Source organism: Tepidiforma thermophila (genome assembly GCF_002563855.1).
In the GTDB taxonomy this organism is placed as follows: domain Bacteria; phylum Chloroflexota; class Dehalococcoidia; order Tepidiformales; family Tepidiformaceae; genus Tepidiforma; species Tepidiforma thermophila.
The window spans coordinates 2,135,804-2,150,327 of the sequence record NZ_PDJQ01000001.1 but is presented as its reverse complement, the minus strand read 5'-3'; the positions used below and the strand labels follow the sequence as shown (position 1 = coordinate 2,150,327).

Here is a 14,524-nt window from a genome sequence, read left to right as displayed (position 1 = left end):
CCTCGGGTCCTCCTGCGAGGGATTCGTCAAATCCTACGCGGTGCCCTCCCCCGATCCGTCACCCGGAAAGCTGCTGGGCGAGTCGCAGGAGGCCGGCATTCACGGGCGGGTGCCCATTGTTCACCACATCACGCAGATTCACCTCAACCGACCGGCCGCCCTGCCGCCCGATCATCACCCCGGTTCTTCCCGCGACCAGTGCCTCGACGGCCATCGCCCCACCCTCCGATGCAACGAGCCGGTCGCGCATCGTCGGACGGCCTCCCCGCTGCGTGTGCCCGAGCACCACGACCCGGTACGGCCGGTCGAGCGCCTTGCCGATAATCGGCGCGACACCGAACGCGCCCCCCGCCTCGTCCCCCTCCGCGACCACGATGATGTGACTCCGCTTCCCCTTCGCCATGGTCTCCCGGATCCGCTCGATGACCAGGCCAATCTCCGCATGCGCTTCCGGCACCACCACGCCCGCTGCGCCCCCCGCGACCGCCGTGTGCAGCGCAATCGCCCCGCTCGTCCGTCCCATCACCTCAACGAAGAACATCATCCCGGTTGATTCGCCGGTGTCCCGCAGCTGGTCGATCGCCAGCAGCGCCGTGTTCACCGCGGTATCGAACCCGATCGACTCCTCCGTGCCCCAGACGTCGTTGTCGATGGTGCCCGGCAGCCCGGCCACGGCAACCCCGCATTCATCCTGCAGGGCCAGCGCACCCCGGAAGCTCCCGTCGCCCCCGATGACGATCAACCCATCGACGCCGTCGAGCTTCATCTGATTCGCTGCCTGGGCCCGGACCTCCGGGTCGAAGAACTCCGGGCACCGCGAGGTCCCGAGGATTGTCCCGCCGCGCTGGATGATATTCCCCACAGCCCGGTCGTCCAGCTCCACGAACGCCCCCCGGACGAGCCCACAGTACCCGTCGAGATAGCCCACCATCTGGACGCCGAGCCGGGTCGCCGTCCGCACGGCCGCCCGGATCGCTGCGTTCATCCCCGGCGCATCGCCGCCGCTGGTCAGGATTCCGAGTCGCTTCATGTCCACCACTCTGCGGGTTTCCCCGTGAACCGGGCAAGCGCCGTTGAACCCAGCGGCCCCGCTGGTAGCATCCAGCCATGGGGGGACTATCATCCATTTCCAGGTCGCGCCTGCTCCTCTTTGCAGGCGGAGGGCTTGGAACCGTTGTTGTTGCCGTCATCATCGCCGTCCTCCTCTCCGAAAGCGGAGGATCGGCAACCACTGCAGACGATACCCGTCCGTCGCCGACTGCGACCGCATCCGCCACCGCGACACCAACCGCCACCGCGTCGCCGACCCCGGCGGACCCGCCGCACGCTGGCATCCTCGATGGCGTTCCGATGACTGCCGAAGAGTGGGCCGAACGCAAGGACATCCTCCCCCTCGCGGTGATGTTCGACAACACGCCGAACGCCATCCCGCATCACGGCATCGGCGAGGCTGACCTTGTCTACGAAGCCCTCGTGGAAGGCGGCATTACGCGCCTCATGGCAGTCTTTTGGCGGCGAGACCCCGGGCTCATTATGCCCGTCCGCTCGGCCCGCACGCCCTTCGTCATCTGGGTCGACGAACTCGGTGCCCTGTACAGCCACGCCGGCTCTGCCACAACAACGAATGAAGCGAACGCCGCCGGCCAGATCATCGAGTGGGGCATCCGCGACCTCGACGCCTTCAAGCCCGGCTCGAATGTCGCCTACTACCGCGACTCCTCCCGCTACGCCCCGTACAACCTGGCCACGACGGCCGAGCGGCTTCGCGTGGCGGCCATCGCCCTCGGGTATGCCGGTCCCCCATCAGTCGAACCGTGGAGATTCCGCAATCCCTCCGACCCTCAGCAGGGTGTCCCCGCCGGCGGCATCCAGGTCGATTTCTCCGGCCGCATGTACGGCTGGCAGCTCATCCAGTGGAAGTGGGACGAAGCCCGCAAGGCCTACGGACGTTTCCAGTTCGGCGGCCCCTTCGTCGATGGCAACACTGGCCAGCAGCTGTTCTTCTCGACCGTCATCGTGATGCGCGTGAATGCCGCTGTCGTCGATAGCTCGGGCCATGTCCTGTTGGAGCAGTTCGGTGAGGGCCCGGCCACCGTCTTCACCGGCGGCCGCGCCATCGAAGGCACCTGGCGCAAGGCCGACCGCAAGGCCCGCACCCGCTTTTACGACGCCTCCGGGAACGAAATTGCCTTCGAGCGCGGCCCGATCTTCATCGAGGTCATCCCCCAGCAGGGCACATTCATCTTCACGGCGAACCCGGGCGACCTGCCCGACCTGCCGAAATACATACCGCCGCCACCCCCGGCCCCTGGCGAGGACGAGGAGCCCACGCCTGAGCCCGCGCCCGAGCCCACTGCTACGCCGACGCCACCACCGACAACGTCTGCCCCGACCCCGGCGCCCTCCACCCCGCCGGCCGCCACGCCGACAGCTTCGGCCATCGCGGAGCAAACGTCCGCGGCCACGCCCGCCGTTCCCGCGAGCCCCTGAGGCGGAACAGGTAGCCTGTTAGGGCACCCTCGCTATGATGGCCAGTCGAACAATCATCCCGCGGGGCCGCGGCCCCGCATCCGCCCTGGAGACCTGATGGCTGCTTCCCTGCCCTTCCTGATTAGCGCCATGAGCCTTGGCGTCATCAACCTGCTCATCTTCCTCGCGTCCGCCGTCATTCTCACCATCCCGGTGTTCGCGACGCGCGGTCGCACGCAGGCCATCTGGGCGGCGGTCATCGGGACCATCCTCCTCGTCGAGGCCGTCATTCTCATCGCGCTGGTGGTCCTGACAGGCCAGGGCAAAATCTTCAACTGAGGCGTGGCCCCTCGGCACGCTTCCCAATAACAGGTGCCCGGTCAGCCTCGCGCTGCCCGGGCGTGTTGTTGCCTCCCGTTGCTTCCCGTCGGGTCGTCTTAGAGCAGGCGCCGGATCGGCTTCCGCCCCGGCCGCGGGTCGTAATTGCTCTTGAACATCTCGAGCTTGTCCCGCTCAATCAGGTACTTCCCCGCAAACATCGTCGCCGGGATCTTGTTCTGCTTGATGAGCCGCCGGAGGCTCTGCGGGTGGATGGCGAGCTCACGGGCCGCCTCCACGAGGTCGTAGTAATCGTCGAACGGTGTTACCGAGGCCATGGGGGCAACCTTCGAACAGGGTCCGCCGAATCGCTGAACTGCTTAGGCACCTGAGAACCTAGCAGACCGGCTGCATTATTGTCTACACCCCTGAGCATTTGCGCCTTAGCCGCGCACCTCGTTGACGAGCGGCTCCCCGGCCCGCATCCGCGCAAGGTTCGGCAGGAAGTACCCTTCCGTCGCCCGGCGTTCGTTCCCCGCAGCGACGGCGGAGTTGTGCGGCGAAATAATCACATTCGGCAGCCCCCAGAGCGGCGAATCCGGCGGCAGCGGCTCTGTGGCGAAGACGTCGAGGTACGCACCGCCGAGATGCCCCGTCGCGAGCGCCTCAATCAGCGCCGCCTCGTCCACCACCTCGCCCCGCGCCACGTTCAGCAGGTACGCCCCCCGCGGGAGGGCAGCCAGCACCTCCCGGCTCACGAGGCCCCGCGTCTCGTCGGTGAGCGGGCAGGCAAGGACGAGCCAGTCGGTCTCCCGGGCGAGCACAGGCAGCTCCCCCGGGGGCACCACCCGCTCTACCGGGTCGCCCTCCCGCCGCGGGCTTCGGCGCACTCCCGTGACTTCGAGCCCGAACGCCCGCGCGAGCCGCGCGACCTCGCTCCCGATCGCCCCAAGGCCGACCACCGTCATCCGCTGACCGGCGAGGTCGGCCGGCGCTTCGCTGGCTGGCACCGGCTCCCATGCCCGCCGCCGCTGCGCGTCGGCCCAGCGCAGGAACGGCCGCGCAAGTATCAGCATCCCGCCGATCACTGTCTGCGCAATCGGCTGCGCCGTCGAACCGGACGAGGTCGAGAGCACCACCCCGCGGTCGAGAAAGCGGCGGAACACCGGGTTATCCACGCCGGCGTTGAACGTGTGCAGCCAGCGCAGGTTCGGTGCGCCCTGCGTTGCCGCGAAGAATGACCGCGAGTACTCCGGGTACACATCGCCGGAAAAGTACGCGAAATCGATCCGCTCCAGTACCTCAGCCGGCAGCCGGGCTGCCGGGTCATCTGGAAGCATAACGAGCTCCAGCCCCGGCCATGCCGCCTCGATGGCCTGCCGGTAGGTGCGTGCGATGTACGGGGAAACGAGCAGCACTGGCATGGCCGGATTATCCGCCCTCGCCGCTTTCCGGGCGCAATCGCCGCCCGATAACGACCACCCGCTCGCCCCCGGCGGTAGTGCAGATCAGCGTGACCTCCTCGCCCTCGAGCCTGCCGAGCGCCCGCCGGAGCTCGTCGGGCTCCAGCGGAAACGCCCGACGCCGGATCTCCGCAGGCTTCCATCCGCGGCTCCGCAGCAGCTCCCGCAGCCGCTTCACGCCGAACGGCATCACCTCCAGCACTTCGAACGCCGCGCAGAGCGGGTTGGCTGCCGCCCGGTCGGCGCTCAGGTACGCCACTCGCTCGTCGAGCTGCCACGCACCGAGGGCTGCAGCCAGCTGCCGCACCAGCCCGGCGCGGGTCACGCAAGACTCCGGGTCGAACAGGTAGCGTCCGACCTGCAGCCGCACGTCGTCACCCTCCGGCGCGTCCGAGTCGAGTTCGTGCCCGCCCGGGAGGAGCACCGCGCGCCGAAGCCCCGGCGCTGCGCCGCGGCCGGCCCAGAGCGTCAGCTCTTTGAGCTCCCGCCCGACCTGCACCGCTTCGACTTCACACCAGCCGGGGACCATCGCCCGGTCGAGTCCCGGCGGCCCCTTGAGCGCCCCGGCGGCCGCCCCGCCCAGCAGCTCGAGGCAGGCATCCCACGGCGGCGAAAATCCCGCCGGGTCGAACGTGCGCGCGCCGCCGGCCCGCCGGCCCGGGTCGAGGACGACCGCCGTCAGCGCCAGGTCGCACGGCGGTTGCAGCGCATCGCCGATGACCACTCTGCCGCCGGTGTTGACCTGCGCCAGCAGCGCCGTCGCAGGGTCGTGCTCGACCCCGGCGGCCGGCATCCCCGCCTCCGCGATCGCGGTGAGGTCGCCGCCCAGCCCGCAGGTCAGGTCCACAACCGGCAGCCCGAGCGCGGCCAGCCGTGCCGCCCGCCGCCGCGCCACCTGCGGGTGCGTGAGCATCTCCAGCCCCTCGGCCGTTGCGAGCCGCAGAGGCACCTCGCCGAACCGCTGCTGCATCCGGGCCCGCAGCGCGAGCTGCTCGCCCAGCGCCGCCGCCTCCTCCGGCGGGAACCTCCGGCGCAGCTGCATCGCAAGCCGGACAGGGTCATCGCCCGGCAGCGCGGTCCCGAGCGATGCAAGAGCCTCCTGCCCGGCCGCGCTTGCGAGGTACCGCGCCCGCTCCAGCTTCACCGGTCACCTGCCCGCGCCGAAGCGTGCGAAACTGTCGTCGTGGCCAATCTCATCTGCTTCGACTTTGACGACACCATCGTCCTCGACAATACCGCCCGCCAGCTCTTTGAGCGCTTCGCAGCCCCCGGCTGGCGCGACCTCGAGGCCCGCTACCGTGCGGGAGAATTCTCGGTCGAGCAGTACAACGCCGCCGCCCTCGACCTCGTGGAGGCCGACGATGCAACCCTCCGCGCCTTCGCACTGGAAACAGCCCGGCTTCGGCCAGGCTTCCTCGAGCTGATCGATTGGGCCACCTGGAACGACTGGCTGCCGGTTGTCGTCAGCAACGGCTTCGACCTCTACATCGACCCGGTGCTCGATGCCCACCGCCTCGACCGGCTGGTCCGCCACTGCGGGCGCACCTGGTTCGCCTACCGCTGGCGCGTCCGCTACGACAGCCCCCGCGGCGTCGAGCTCCAGGAGGGGTTCAAGCTCGCTTACGCCCGCGCCTTCCGCGACCTCGGCGATTTCGTCGTCTACATCGGCGATGGCGCCAGCGATATCCCGGCTGCCCGGCTTGCGCCCGTTGTCTTCGCGCGCAGCACCCTCCGCGAGCAGCTCGAAGACCAGCACCCCCGGCTGTACCCGTTCGAAACCTTCCATGACGTGATTGCCGTGCTCGAACAGGAGGCTCCCCGGTGGTACGCATCTTCCTCCTCTACGACTCCAGCGGAGGGCTGACCGCCCGCCTCGCCGACGCCGTCGAAGCCGGCATCCGCGATGGGGGCGGGGAGTGCCTGCGCCGCACGGTCGAAACGGCCCTGCCCGCCGATCTCCTCGCCTGCGACGGCCTCATCGTCGGCTCACCGAACTGGAGCGGCATGACCGGCCGCCTGAAAGCCTGGTTCGATGCCTCCGGCGACCTCTGGGAATCCGGCGAACTCGCCGGGCTGCCGGCAGGCGCGTTTACGGCCGGTTACTCCCGCTCGGCCGGCACAGAAGCCACCCTCCTGCAGCTGCTCCACCTGCTCCTCGCCCACGGCCTGGTCATCGTCGGGCTCCCCTGGAGCGAACGGATGCGGCGGTCCGGCTCCTACTACGGCGCCACCGCCCATGGCGAGGTCACCCCGGACGACGAGGCGCAGGCCCGGGCCCTCGGCGCCCGCGTCACCGCCTTCGCGCGCCGCCTCCGGGCGGCTCCCCCGTAGCCGCCGGCGGCCGGTACGGCTGCAGGAACCAGCCCCCCGCCACGAGGTCGTGGAACACCGTCAGCCGCCGTCCGCCCTCCAGCTCCACCTCGAAGTAGACCCTCGCGATCTCCTCGCGCCACCACTCGTCGTCGATCCGCCACCGGTCGTGGATCGCGGCCACCCGCCGGAACCGGCCGCGCCAGGCGATAGCGCGCGGTTCGCCCGCGGCATCCGCCTCGACGGCCAGCCCCCGCGGACGGTTCAGGAACCGTAGGCCACGAGCGCCACCTGGCGCTCCGGGATCCGTGACCATGGCTGCACCTCCACGATGCGGTACACCTGCGGCTCACCAGCCCGCGCATGCAGCTGCGCAATCGCTTCGTCCAGCTCCCGCTGCCGGCCGCGTCCCGAGCTCCACAGCAGCTGCTGGTGCGCGTACTCGCTGCAGATGCCCGCCAGCTCGACGCCCACGCTCAGCGCTGGTGCCGGCAGCCGCAGCGCCTCCACCTTCGACCGCAGCACGAACAGCGCATGCCGCGGGTCGGCGGTCGGCTCACGGAACGCAAGCCGGCGGCTCACCCGCGTGCTGTCCTCCAGCCCGGTCCACCAGGTGATGATGCGCACGGCTCGTCCTGCGACCTCCTCCCTCCCGAACGCCCGCGCGAGCGCCGCTTCGCTGCCTGCAAGCAGCGCCGCCTGCGAAACTGCCGGCGCCGGCAGCTCGACCTCCTCCGTCACCCGCAGCTCCTCCTGCGCGGGCTGCAGCCGCGAGTCGTCGCGGCCGTTCGCCAGCTCCCACGCCCGCCGGCCTGCCGGTCCGAACTGCGCCTGCATCGCCGAAAGCGGCAGCGCGGCAACCTGCGCCAGCCGCTCGATGCCGAACAGCCGCAGCCGCTGGTGCATCGCCGGCTCCACCGGCAGCACCTCAACCGGCAGGTGGGCAAGGAACTCCCGCTCCCGGCCCGGCACCACCGCGATCGACTGGCGCGGCCCGCCCCGGTCACCCGCGATGCAAAAACCAAGCCCAAGCGCGCTGCAGGCGGCATGCGCCGCGAACACCGTCGTTGCTGCCCCGGCCAGCACCGGCAGGCCTGTCTCCCCCGCGAGGCTTTCCCGCAGCTGCGCAAGGTACGCTGCCGTCCCCAGCCCCAGGAGCTCGGGCAGCCCCCGGATTTCGCAGTGCAGGTGTCCCTGGCCTGCCTCCTCCACCACCGGGCTGCGCTCGCGCAGCAGGGCTGCCAGCCGTTCGGCCTCCGCCCGGAGCACCGATGCCGCCAGCGGTAAAAAGACCGCACCCGGGCAGAGCGCCAGCGCCCGCCGCAGGCTCATCCCCGGCGCAACCCCGGCGGCCATCGCCTCCGGCGAGCAGGCTGTCACCTCCGCATGCTCCTCCGGTGCGCCTCCCACAACCACCGGGCGCCCCGCAAGCTGCGGGTTCTCCCGCCGTGCAACCGCAATCGCGAACCAGGGGACCTGGATGCAGGCAAAGTCCATCGGACTTCCGAGAATAGAACATACGTTCTAAAACCGGAAGAGCCCGCGTGTGAAAATTCTGCACCCTACGGCGCCGGCGCCCCCCGGCCCGGCCCGGCCGCCTCCAGCGTCGCCTCGAACGCCGCAATCGCAACCTCGACCTGGCTGTCATCCGGCACCTTCGTCGTCAGCGCCTGCAATGCGATGTTCGGTGCAAACAGCGCCCGCACCAGCCCATTCTCCCGGTAGCGCGCCCCGAACCGCAGGATCTCGTAGCTCACACCGGCCACCACCGGGATCAGCACGATGCGCGAAGCCACGCGCACGACCAGGCCCTCATCCACCAGCAGGTCGAAGACGAAGAACGTCACCAGCGCCACCAGCACCACCACCAGCAGGAAGCTCGTGCCGCACCGCTGGTGCTCCTTCGGGAACCGCCGCACCTCGGCCACCGTCAGCGGTCGGCCCGCCTCGTACGCATGGATCGTCATGTGCTCCGCGCCGTGGTACTGGAACACCCGCCGAATGTCGGGAATCAGCCCGATCGCCGCAATGTACCCGACGAACAGCCCCAACCGCACTACCCCCTCCGTCAGCACCACCCAGGCCCGCGCGACATCCCACCGTTCGAGCAGGTGCGCAAGGAGGATGGGTGCCGCGAAGAACACCGCCACCACGAAGAGCAGCGCCAGCACCATCGTCCCGAGGAACGCCTTCTCCGGGAATTCGATTGGCTCACCGCTCTCGTCCTCTTCCTCGAATGCCACGCGCGAGGAGAAGTTGAGTGCCCGCATGCCCAGCGCCAGTGTCTCCCACAGCACGACCACGCCGCGCAGCAGCGGAATCCGCCGGCTCCGGCCGGTGTAGATGCCGTGCAGCCGTTCGGAATGGGTGACGATGTGGCCCTTCGGGTGCCGGACCGCCACGGCCATGTGCTCCGGGCCGCGGATCATCACCCCCTCGATGACTGCCTGGCCTCCGTAGTACACCTGCGCCGGCTCTGCTGTCATGTGCGGACCCCGGAAAATGGAAAAGGGGCGCCCATCGGCGCCCCCTCGCTGTCGCTCTTGCGGCTTAGCCGCGCTGGTACCGCCGGTTGAACCGCTCCACGCGCCCGGCCGTGTCGACGATGCGCTGCTCGCCCGTGAAGAACGGATGGCACACATTACAGACATCGATGTGAATCGTCGGCTTCGTCGACCGCGTCCGGATCTCGTTGCCGCACGAGCAGCGGATGACGGCATCCACGTACTGCGGGTGAATCCCAGCCTTCATCGTCATCTCCCTCACGCGCTCTCGAGCGCGTAGACGCTGACCTTCTTGCGCCGTCCCTTCGCGAACGGCTCGAACTTCACGCGGCCATCGATGAGCGAATAAATCGTGTAGTCGCGGCCCAGCCCGACGTTCGCGCCCGGGTGGAACCGGGTGCCCTTCTGGCGGATGATGATTGCGCCCGGCTTCACCACCTCGCCATCGAAGTGCTTCACGCCGAGCCGCTTGCTGTTGCTGTCACGCCCGTTCTTCGAGCTGCCGACACCCTTTTTGTGCGCCATCTCGCTACCCCTTCGTGATCGACTCGACGACGAGCCGGGTCACCGGCTGCCGGTGCCCGAACTTCCGCCGGTAGCGGACCTTGTTCTTGTACTTCATGAAGACGAGCTTCGGCGCCCGGCCGTGCTGCGTAATCCGGGCGCGCACCTTCGCGCCCTCCACCAGCGGCGTGCCGACCGTCACGCTCGGACCATCGAGGACCATCATCACATCGAGGTCCACAATGTCGCCCGGCTCACCTTCGATGCGGTTCACTTCGAATTCCTGCCCCTCAACGAGGCGCAACTGGCGCCCATCGGCGCGAACGATCGCTTCCATAGTTCGAACTCCGGGAACTCCCAGGCGGTTCTTCAAGTGTCGCCGGAGCCCCGGGTCCAGTCAACGAACCCGGGGCTCTCGTGAATGCCTCGCTGCAGTCCTGCGACGCCGGTCAGCCCCCGTCGGTTCGGGACTGGTTGCTGCTCTCCCACGCCAGACCGGTCGTCGGCTTCGGCTCGAAGATGGGGCGCCGGGGCGTCTCCTCCGCGGTCGGCTTTGCCGCGGCTTCCGGCTTCGGCTCTGCCAGGTCCGGCGGCGGCCACGGCTCGTCCGGGTCGCTGTTCAGCAGGCGAACAAGCTGCTCGCCCTCCAGCGTCTCGACCTCGATGAGGACATTCGCCAGCTTGTCGAGCAGCTTTCGGTGCTCGAGCAGGATCTTCGTCGCTGTCGCGTGCGCCTCGTCGATCAGCTCCCGCACCTCCTCGTCGATCTCCTCGGCAATCTTTTCGCTGTAGTCCCGCGTTTCGGAGATTTCGCGCCCGAGGAAGATCAGCTCTTCGGTCTTGCCGAACGTCCGCGGGCCGAGCTTCTTGCTCATCCCCCAGCGAGTCACCATCGACCGCGCGATCCGGGTCACCTGCTGAATGTCGCTCGAAGGCCCGGTCGAAGCCTCGCCGAAGACAATCTCCTCGGCCGCGAGCCCGCCGAGCGCGCTCGCCATCCGGTCCTTGAACATCGAAGGCGTGTGGTAGCTGGTGTCCTCCCCGAGGAAGCGGGTGTGCCCGCCGCTCATCCCCCGGGAGACGATCGTTACCTTGTAGACCGGGTCGTGGTGCTTCAGGAAGTGCGCCACGATGACGTGCCCGCCTTCGTGGTAGGCCGTGACCTTCTTCTCGAGGTCGCTCATCACCTTGCTCTTCCGCTCCGGCCCGAGGATGACCCGGTCGATCGCCTCGAGGAACTCCTTCATTGTGATGATCTTCTTGTTCCGCCGGGCGGCAAGGATGGCCGCCTCGTTCACAAGGTTGGCAAGGTCCGCACCGGAGAAGCCGGATGTCGCCTTCGCGAGCACCGCCACGTCGACGTCGTCTGCGACCGGCTTGCCCTTCATGTGGACGTTCAGAATCGCCTCGCGCCCCTTGATGTCTGGCGCGTCGAGCACGACCTTCCGGTCGAAGCGCCCGGGCCGCAGCAGCGCCGGGTCGAGGATGTCGGGCCGGTTCGTCGCCGCAATCACGATGACGTTCGTGCCCGTGTCGAAGCCGTCCATCTCGACGAGGATCTGGTTCAGCGTCTGCTCGCGCTCATCGTGGCTGCCGCCCAGGCCGGCCCCGCGCTGCCGGCCCACCGCGTCGATTTCGTCGATGAACACAATGCAGGGCGCGTTCTTCTTGGCCTGGTCGAACAGGTCGCGCACCCGGCTCGCACCAACGCCGACGAACATCTCGACGAATTCGGAACCGGAGATGCTGAAGAACGGCACCCCTGCCTCGCCGGCCACCGCCCGCGAGAGGAGCGTCTTGCCCGTGCCCGGGGGCCCCACCAGCAGCACACCCTTGGGAATCCGGGCCCCCAGCGCCGCGAACTTCTCCGGATATTTCAGGAACTCGACGACCTCGGCGAGTTCCTCTTTCGCCTCGTCCACACCCGCCACGTCCGCGAAGGTCACGGTCACCTTGCTCCCGGTGAAGAGCCGCGCACGGCTCTTTCCGAAGCTCATCGCCTGCGAGTTGGACCCCTGCGCCTGCCGCATGATGAGCAGCAAGAACAGACCGAAGAGCAGGAACGGGAGGATATTCAGCAGGAGGCCGAGGAACGGCCCGAAGCCGGAGCTGTCTTTGTACTCCAGGTTGACGGCAGGTACGCCCTCAGCCGTCCCGGGTGCACGGCTCAATGCCACCCCGCGCTGGGTCAGGATCTCCTCAATGTTCGTGTTCGGCCCGGCCTTCGCTTTGACGACCTTCCCCGTCTCTTCGTTCGCCTGCCGAATATAGGTGACCGTGAGCGTCCGACCGTCCACCTCGATCTTCTCGATGCGCCCGCGCTCAGCGTCCGTGATCACCTGCCCGAATTCGACCGACTGGTGGTCGCTGCCGTTGGCGAAGAACGCGAAGAAGATCGCGATGACTGCGACGATGACGAGGAGCCAGAAGAAACTGTTGCGAATCCAGCGGGAATACAATAGGGAACTCCGTGACGGCGCAGTCGGTGCCTGCGCACGATTCGAGTATAGCAGGTGCCCCGGGCCGTGCCCGCCGCCGATGTAAGCGGCGCTGTACGCTCCAGGCGCCCGCGCAGGGGCCTCTAGTATCGATACGTCACCGCCGCGCACCTGGCGCAGCACCGGCTCCCGGGGCCTCAAGGACGCGCGTTTCGCTCCCTGTCCTTCCAGCCGCTACGCTGTAGGCCATCCCCACTCGCGTTCCAGCTCTGAGGAGGCTGCATGAAGCTTGCATTCGTCGGCGGCACGGGTCCTGAAGGTCTCGGGCTTGCCATGCGTTTCGCCCGCGCCGGGCACGAGGTCGCCATCGGCTCCCGTTCCGCCGAGCGCGGCGAAGAAGCGGCCGCGAAGGTCCGCGAGGCCGTGCCCGGCGCCGTCGCAACAGGCGGCGACAACGCCTCCGTCGTCCGCGATGCCGACGTCGTTTTCCTCACCTTCCCCTACAGCGGGCAGGCGGCCACGCTCGAAGCGCTCGCCGGCGCCCTTACCGGGAAGATTGTCTGCAATGTCGTTGCCCCGCTCGAGTTCCGCCAGGGCGTCGGTGCGGTCGCGCTCGATGTCCCCGGCGGCAGCGCCCTCCAGGAGGCGATCGCCCAGCTCCCCGAATCGCGCGTCGTCAGCGCGTTCCAAAACCTCAGCGCCGAGGAGCTCCACCACCTCGACCACCCGATCGAGGCCGACGTCCTCGTCTGCGGCAAAGACGCCGAGGCCAAGCAGGTCATCATCGGCCTCGCCAATCAGATCGCCGGGGTGCGCGGCATCGACGCCGGCGGCCCCTCCCAGAGCCGCTACGTCGAAATGCTCACCGCGCTCCTCATCAACCTGAACCGCAAGCACAAGACCCAGACCAGCATTCGCATCGTGGGAATCTGACGATGCCGTTCACCGAGCGCTCCGGCACCCGCATCTGGTACGAAACCCGCGGCTCCGGGGACCCCCTCGTCATGGTCTATGGTATCGGCGGCCACTCCGGCGACTGGTGGGACGCCTTCCCGGCGCTCCTCGAGCCGCACTACCGCCTCGTCCTCCTCGACAACCGCGGCACCGGCCGGTCCGAAAAGCCGTCCGCGCCCTGGACCATGTCCGACATGACCGCCGACGTCATCGCCGTCGCCGACGACCTCGGCCTGGAGCGGTTCCACCTCCTCGGCTGTTCGCTCGGCAGCATCATCGTGCGCCACGTGGTCCGCGAGTATGGGCCGGCGCGTATCCGTTCGCTCAGCCTCCTCTGCCCGCCCAATGGCATCCCTGCAACCGAAGAGGACCTCCGGACCGCGCTCTTTTGGGACCCCGCCAAGCCGCTCATCGAGTCCGCCCGCGCCAGCTGGCCGATCATCCACCCACCGGAATGGACCACCCGCAACGAACACGAGCTGGTCGACCGGTTCAACCGCACGATGGCCAACCCAACGCCTGCCCGGACCTTCCAGTTCCAGCTCCAGGCCGCCCAGGCTGCGCCGGACCCAAACCCCGCCGTCGATGCTGCAGACTTCCCGGTGCTCATCCTCCACGGTACGCTCGACCGACTCGTGCCGCCGGCCAACGCCGAACTGCTCGCCCGGCAGATTCCCCGCGCCCGCCTTGCATGGCTCGAAGGCGACAGTCACAACTTCTGGGCGCACGATCCGGAGCGCACGGCCGCGGTGCTCCTCGACTTCCTCGCGTCCGCCTGAGCAGTCGCCCGGAGGTGGAACCATGAGCTCGATCGAAATCTTCGGCGTGCCCGGGCTCCCGGAAATCGTTCCGGGAACCGACCTTGCCGCCGCCATCTTCGACGCGGCATCCGCTGCCGGACGGCCCCTCGCCAGCGGCGATATCCTGGTCGTGACCTCGAAAATCGTCTCCAAGGCTGAGGGACGGGTCGTCGACCTCGCCACCGTCGAGGTTTCCCCCTTCGCCCGGCAGTACGCCGAGCGCTGGGAGAAAGACCCCGCTGTGGTCGAGCTGGTCCTCCGCGAGGCCCGCCGCGTCGTCCGCCAGGTCGGCCCCGTGCTCATCACCGAGACGCGCCACGGCTTCGTCTGCGCCAATTCCGGCGTCGACCAGTCCTCCTCCGGCGGTCACGGCCGGGCCGTCCTCCTGCCCGAAGACCCCGACGCCAGCGCGCGCCGCATCCGGGCCGGCCTTCGTGAGCGGGGCATCGATGTGGCCGTCATCATCTCCGATACCTTCGGTCGTCCCTGGCGCGAAGGCCAGACCGACGTTGCCATCGGCATCGCAGGGATGCACCCCATCACCAGCTACATCGGCCAGGTCGACCCCCACGGCCACGAGTTCCGCGTCCAGGCGCTCTGCACCGCCGATGAAATCGCCGGGGCCGCCGAGCTGGTCAAAGGCAACCTCTCACGCGTCCCGGCTGCCGTGGTCCGTGGCCTCCCCTGGGAGCCGGATGAACAGGCCACGATGCAGCTCATCATCCGCGAACCGGAGCGCGACCTTTTCCGCTGAGCGGGTGAGC

The 14,524-nt window shown here is 68.7% G+C and carries 18 protein-coding genes; 7 read left to right on the top strand and 11 right to left on the bottom strand.

What is annotated here, in order from left to right:
• Window positions 1-58: 58 nt before the first annotated feature.
• A complete protein-coding gene (locus A9A59_RS10455; RefSeq protein WP_098504214.1) occupies window positions 59-1,030 on the bottom strand; it encodes an ATP-dependent 6-phosphofructokinase in 972 nt (323 codons plus the stop codon).
• 77 nt (window positions 1,031-1,107) lie between these two features.
• Here A9A59_RS10455 and A9A59_RS10450 point away from each other — a divergent pair, with 77 nt between their 5' ends.
• Together A9A59_RS10450 and A9A59_RS10445 are read left to right on the top strand one after the other, a co-directional pair.
• On the top strand, window positions 1,108-2,490 hold the full coding sequence (locus A9A59_RS10450; RefSeq protein ID WP_098504213.1) for a DUF3048 domain-containing protein: 1,383 nt from the start codon (window positions 1,108-1,110) through the stop codon (window positions 2,488-2,490).
• 96 nt (window positions 2,491-2,586) lie between these two features.
• A complete protein-coding gene (locus A9A59_RS10445; RefSeq protein WP_133117597.1) occupies window positions 2,587-2,808 on the top strand; it encodes a hypothetical protein in 222 nt (73 codons plus the stop codon).
• Between the two features lie 98 nt (window positions 2,809-2,906).
• Here A9A59_RS10445 and A9A59_RS10440 read toward each other — a convergent pair whose 3' ends face one another.
• The 3 genes from A9A59_RS10440 to A9A59_RS10430 form a co-directional block, all read right to left on the bottom strand.
• Window positions 2,907-3,125, bottom strand: a complete 219-nt coding sequence (locus A9A59_RS10440) for a helix-turn-helix domain-containing protein (RefSeq protein WP_098504211.1) — start codon at window positions 3,123-3,125, stop codon at window positions 2,907-2,909.
• A 105-nt stretch (window positions 3,126-3,230) separates the two neighbouring features.
• A complete protein-coding gene (locus tag A9A59_RS10435; protein WP_098504210.1) occupies window positions 3,231-4,211 on the bottom strand; it encodes a D-2-hydroxyacid dehydrogenase in 981 nt (326 codons plus the stop codon).
• Window positions 4,212-4,218: 7 nt separating this feature from the next.
• On the bottom strand, window positions 4,219-5,394 hold the full coding sequence (locus A9A59_RS10430) for a THUMP-like domain-containing protein (protein ID WP_165772659.1): 1,176 nt from the start codon (window positions 5,392-5,394) through the stop codon (window positions 4,219-4,221).
• Window positions 5,395-5,433: 39 nt separating this feature from the next.
• Between A9A59_RS10430 and A9A59_RS10425 the strand changes: the two genes are divergently transcribed.
• Window positions 5,434-6,114, top strand: coding sequence for an HAD-IB family phosphatase (locus A9A59_RS10425; protein WP_165772658.1), 681 nt, complete (start codon window positions 5,434-5,436; stop codon window positions 6,112-6,114).
• The gene (locus A9A59_RS10420; protein ID WP_098504207.1) at window positions 6,072-6,581 is read left to right on the top strand and encodes a flavodoxin family protein; all 510 of its coding nucleotides are present in this window, start codon (window positions 6,072-6,074) and stop codon (window positions 6,579-6,581) included. Before A9A59_RS10425 ends, A9A59_RS10420 begins: the two co-directional genes overlap by 43 nt.
• Here A9A59_RS10420 and A9A59_RS10415 read toward each other — a convergent pair.
• The 7 genes from A9A59_RS10415 to ftsH form a co-directional block, all read right to left on the bottom strand.
• A complete protein-coding gene (locus A9A59_RS10415; RefSeq protein ID WP_278286879.1) occupies window positions 6,541-6,744 on the bottom strand; it encodes a hypothetical protein in 204 nt (67 codons plus the stop codon). The two genes, A9A59_RS10420 and A9A59_RS10415, sit on opposite strands and share 41 nt — an antisense overlap.
• Before the next feature lie 80 nt (window positions 6,745-6,824).
• A complete protein-coding gene (locus A9A59_RS10410; protein ID WP_098504206.1) occupies window positions 6,825-8,057 on the bottom strand; it encodes a DNA polymerase Y family protein in 1,233 nt (410 codons plus the stop codon).
• A 65-nt stretch (window positions 8,058-8,122) separates the two neighbouring features.
• A complete protein-coding gene (locus tag A9A59_RS10405; RefSeq protein ID WP_098504205.1) occupies window positions 8,123-9,046 on the bottom strand; it encodes a DUF1385 domain-containing protein in 924 nt (307 codons plus the stop codon).
• Window positions 9,047-9,110: 64 nt separating this feature from the next.
• On the bottom strand, window positions 9,111-9,311 hold the full coding sequence (rpmE, locus tag A9A59_RS10400) for a 50S ribosomal protein L31 (RefSeq protein WP_098504872.1): 201 nt from the start codon (window positions 9,309-9,311) through the stop codon (window positions 9,111-9,113).
• A gap of 11 nt (window positions 9,312-9,322) precedes the next feature.
• Window positions 9,323-9,589 (bottom strand): 50S ribosomal protein L27, encoded by a 267-nt coding sequence (gene rpmA / locus A9A59_RS10395; protein ID WP_098504204.1) that lies wholly within the window; start codon window positions 9,587-9,589, stop codon window positions 9,323-9,325.
• 4 nt (window positions 9,590-9,593) lie between these two features.
• Window positions 9,594-9,905 (bottom strand): 50S ribosomal protein L21, encoded by a 312-nt coding sequence (rplU, locus tag A9A59_RS10390; RefSeq protein WP_098504203.1) that lies wholly within the window; start codon window positions 9,903-9,905, stop codon window positions 9,594-9,596.
• A gap of 112 nt (window positions 9,906-10,017) precedes the next feature.
• Entirely contained in the window at window positions 10,018-12,027 is a 2,010-nt protein-coding gene (ftsH, locus tag A9A59_RS10385; RefSeq protein ID WP_098504202.1) for an ATP-dependent zinc metalloprotease FtsH, read from the bottom strand.
• A gap of 261 nt (window positions 12,028-12,288) precedes the next feature.
• Here ftsH and npdG point away from each other — a divergent pair, with 261 nt between their 5' ends.
• Genes npdG through cofE form a run of 3 tightly spaced genes read left to right on the top strand, consistent with a single transcriptional unit; the run spans window position 12,289 to window position 14,514 of the window.
• On the top strand, window positions 12,289-12,939 hold the full coding sequence (gene npdG / locus A9A59_RS10380) for an NADPH-dependent F420 reductase (protein WP_098504201.1): 651 nt from the start codon (window positions 12,289-12,291) through the stop codon (window positions 12,937-12,939).
• A gap of 2 nt (window positions 12,940-12,941) precedes the next feature.
• Complete coding sequence (locus tag A9A59_RS10375; protein WP_098504200.1) at window positions 12,942-13,739, top strand: alpha/beta fold hydrolase; 798 nt, start codon at window positions 12,942-12,944, stop codon at window positions 13,737-13,739.
• Window positions 13,740-13,761: 22 nt separating this feature from the next.
• Window positions 13,762-14,514, top strand: coding sequence for a coenzyme F420-0:L-glutamate ligase (gene cofE, locus A9A59_RS10370; RefSeq protein ID WP_098504199.1), 753 nt, complete (start codon window positions 13,762-13,764; stop codon window positions 14,512-14,514).
• The last annotated feature ends 10 nt before the right edge of the window (window positions 14,515-14,524 follow it).